This is a genomic window from Psychroflexus halocasei (assembly GCF_900107595.1).
Classification (GTDB): domain Bacteria; phylum Bacteroidota; class Bacteroidia; order Flavobacteriales; family Flavobacteriaceae; genus Psychroflexus; species Psychroflexus halocasei.
Genome location: NZ_FNQF01000028.1, coordinates 1 through 3,833 on the forward strand (window position 1 = coordinate 1; position 3,833 = coordinate 3,833).

Here is a 3,833-nt window from a genome sequence, read left to right on the forward strand (position 1 = left end):
TACACTTATCTTTAGATTTTAAAACTCCAAGTATGGTGTATAAATTATCAGCCTAAAATAAATTTTAACCTGTAGCCATATTTCAGGACTAGACAGTTAAAAACGAAAACAGATAATTGAGAGAAAATATTTTTTTGACATTTTTATTTCTAATTTTTTTCTTTACTTCGTGTGAAAAGGATAGAATATTTCAAGATTTTAAATCAATTCATCAATCAAAAACACTTCCAAATTGCTCACATCCTCCGACTAAGTGGAATAATGTTAATGATGAGATTATTTCAAAATGTCCAGAAAAGAATTTCGAATTTCATTTTGATATTGTAGATAAAAATAATTCTTTAATATTTTCGATAGGTAATCCTGATAAGATTGGAAATCTCATTTTTGACAATAATATCGTTTACTTTAAACCAAAACTGAACAATAAAAGATATATTTTATTCGACTTTGATAAAAAAGTTGGATCAAAATATAATGTCAAAAATTGCGGTCTATTGTCCAATGACATATTACAAATAACAGAGATTGAAAATAGAGACGATGAAATTATTCAAAGGATATCAGTATCTAAAAACAAATCTAATGTAAAATTAAATATTCCGAATCAAATAAAACTAAATACTAAATCAACGAAAATTAAAGAATTAAAAGTCTCATCTAAACGTGGTATATTAGAAATAAAAATGTTTGTTGATTGGGCAAATAAAATAGTTGAGATAAAAAACACCCCATAACACTGTATATAGCTCATAGCTTGAGCAGTAGCTAAACCCAAAGTTAAGGCTTGTTTGGAAAGTCGCCAAATTTTTAAATTTGACAACTTTCCAAAAAATAAAATAAGTAGTAAATTTAAAATTTGGCTTGTTCTTAAACCGAAAAATAATCGCTAATTTACACGCTACGAGCCATATACAAAACCGTTACACGCAATTTAAGCCAAACTATTTTTTAAAAATCCTCTACTCTATTTTTGAATTTATAATTCTTAATTTAAAAACGGAAAATCAGAACTCAAAAAATATTAATTTAAAGCTTCTCAACGGTTTTTGAACTTTGGAATAATGACGAGTTTGTCAAAATGTCGGAATTAAGAATCGCTACGGAGAAATCAATTCAGAGCCTGCCAATGGAAGTTTTACTTTAGATTTAAGACAAGCTTCCCGAAATTAGTGAAGCAATAATCACAACGGAGAAATGACCAATAAACAGCCAAACGGAATTTGATTTTAGACAAACTTCGGCTTGAGAAACAGAACCTGATCGAAGCTCACTCTGGCGAAAAAATTCGAAATTTTTTTGAGGATTTTTAAGGTTTGAATAAGAATAAAACTAATAGCTAAATCGAAAAGAAAAAAAACTGCGTGCAACAATGCATATACTTAATGCTCGGGTCAGTGATGAAAAAATAAGTTTGAGTATTTTTATAAAAGTCTGTAACTTGAAAACGAAATAAAAGCTAATTAAGGTCGCACTAAAGTATATGCTAGACCGTTAGCGACAAGTTGAGAAGAAAGAGTTCCTCAAAATAATTTCGATTATAAATTGAATTTTATATCTCAAAAAATAATCAGAAATCGGAAAATCACACTCTGAAAAAAGAATTGATAGCTTACCAAAGAAAATTAACACTAAGAATCAAAACGAGTTCGCCAAAGTTATCAGAATTGAAAATCACTACGAAAAAATGAATTAGAGCTAACCAAAAGATTTTTCATTTTAGACTTAAAACGAGCTGACCAAAATGTTGGAATTAAAAATCGCTACGTAGAATTGGACACAAATCGGCCAAATAGATTTTAATAAAGATAAATTTCTAGCTGAATGAAAAAGAATCTGATCGAATCCCATTCTAGCGAAAAATTCGAAATTTTTTTGAGGAATTTTAAGGTTGATATTTGATTAAAAAGCGAGCTAAATCGAAAAGAAAAAACCAGTCGCTAACACTATGTATAAGTAATAGCGAAGTCTGTGTTGAAAAACGAAAATTAAGTTATAAATTTATAGCCTTAGAAATGAGAAAAGTTACGAGCTAAAATCTCGCTACTACTCATACACAAATCCGTTGTGCAACATTTAACACAAATATTTTCAAGATTAACAATATAGTAGATCAGGGCTAATCCCCCAAATTATGAGAAATGATGAAATTTAAGATAACATCAAGTAAAAAATAAATATCTTCGAGCTTTAAAATTTGTTCTTTACAGCGTAGTGAGTTGAACAATTATTAATTACAATATAATGAAAACATTAAATTTAGTAAAAATATTATCTTTTATACTGCTTACATTTTTAATCTCTTGTACTAGCAATAATTTAAATGATGATATTATGGTTGACAATGAAAGTTTATATACAACCAATTCAACAGAATATCTAATATATGTCCCCTCAGAAGAAATTTTAGATTTTGACTCACAATTTGAAAAAGAGATGGGGGTTCATAATCTTGATATTGATAGCGAAAGAAAATCATTCATTAATGTTAATGAAAACAAATTATTAATACCTATACAATCTGGTTACGAAATTAATAGTGAAGTTAATCCAAATGATACTAAAATTAAAGTCAAAGAAATATCAGCTGGTATAAAATTTAAATTAGCTAGAAAAAACCCCCGTTCTGACCCTAATAAGTGTCAAGGTGGGTGTAAATGTGGTATTGGTTTTAGATGTGGATCTACTAAAGAAATTGGTATTAAAGTAGGAACGAGTATTGATTTTGATCCTGAAATTCGTGATGCATATGCTTATCAATTTATAGACACTGAAAACAATTATTATATATTTGAATTTACAACAAATATTGATTGGGAAAAATTAGATAATGAGTAATAAATTTAAAATTCTAAGCTGGATATTTCTATCCAGCTTATTAATATTTTCGTGCGGTAGCGCAATAAAAATTATTGCAGGCATACCTAAATTAAATGTATATTCTCAAAAAGAAATAAATAAAAATATTAAAAAATTAACTTCAGAGGATAATGTTATAGATGTTCAACCTATTAAAAGTTTAGACGCAAAAACTATTAAAAATTTTATCTATATGTCCATACCGTATAGAACATATATTTTTGATAAAAATGATTCGCTAATGTGCTTTAATAGCGAAACATATTGTTCAATAAGTCAATTAGACTCTCTGAATAAATCTACAATAGAAGAAAATTATAAAATATGCAATAGCTCAAATTTAGATACGAATATTGATGAATATTTAGGAAGCTTTAGCGAAATTAAAAAAAAAATAATTTTACCTAAAGGAAGTAATTTTGATTATTTCCAATATAAAATATTAGTATTTATTAATACCGATATTGCTAAAGAAGAATTAGTTGATGACTGGAATTACATATATAGTTCTTTAAATACCAATAACGCTAAAACAGTTTTTATAAGAGTATGGACTGATCTTAATGAAAATTGGGGTCTAAAACAAGACGCCAAAGCAAAGTTTAAAGTAAGAAAAGTTAAACATTCTAAAGGTGAGTATTATATGACGATACCCAAATTGCCTTATAAAATATAAAAACGTTGCACAACACTGTATATAGCTCATAGCTTGGCAGTTGCTTAATCCAAAGTTAAGGCTTGTTTGGAAAGTCGCCAAATTTTTAAATTTGACGATTTCCAATAAAAAAAGATAAACAGTAAAATTTAAAAATCTGGCTTGTGCTTAATCCGAAAATAATTTTCTAATTTGCACGCTACGAGCCATATACAAGACCGTTGCACGCAATTTAATTTAAACATTTATCCTCAATCAAATTTCGATTATAAATTGAAATTTGCAAATCAAATATTAATCAGAAATTGGAAAAATCACT

The 3,833-nt window shown here is 27.5% G+C and carries 3 protein-coding genes; all 3 read left to right on the plus strand.

The window, feature by feature from the left end:
* Positions 1-116: 116 nt before the first annotated feature.
* The 3 genes from BLV84_RS12245 to BLV84_RS12255 all read left to right on the plus strand — a co-directional run bounded on the left by BLV84_RS12245 (position 117) and on the right by BLV84_RS12255 (position 3,535).
* The gene (locus BLV84_RS12245) at positions 117-737 is read left to right on the plus strand and encodes a hypothetical protein (RefSeq protein ID WP_093246114.1); all 621 of its coding nucleotides are present in this window, start codon (positions 117-119) and stop codon (positions 735-737) included.
* 1,507 nt (positions 738-2,244) lie between these two features.
* Positions 2,245-2,838, plus strand: a complete 594-nt coding sequence (locus BLV84_RS12250) for a hypothetical protein (RefSeq protein WP_143521382.1) — start codon at positions 2,245-2,247, stop codon at positions 2,836-2,838.
* Positions 2,831-3,535 carry a hypothetical protein gene (locus BLV84_RS12255; RefSeq protein ID WP_093246120.1) on the plus strand — a complete coding sequence of 235 codons (705 nt, stop codon included), beginning with the start codon at positions 2,831-2,833 and terminating at the stop codon, positions 3,533-3,535. The genes BLV84_RS12250 and BLV84_RS12255 overlap by 8 nt, the downstream gene beginning before the upstream one ends.
* Positions 3,536-3,833: the final 298 nt, after the last annotated feature.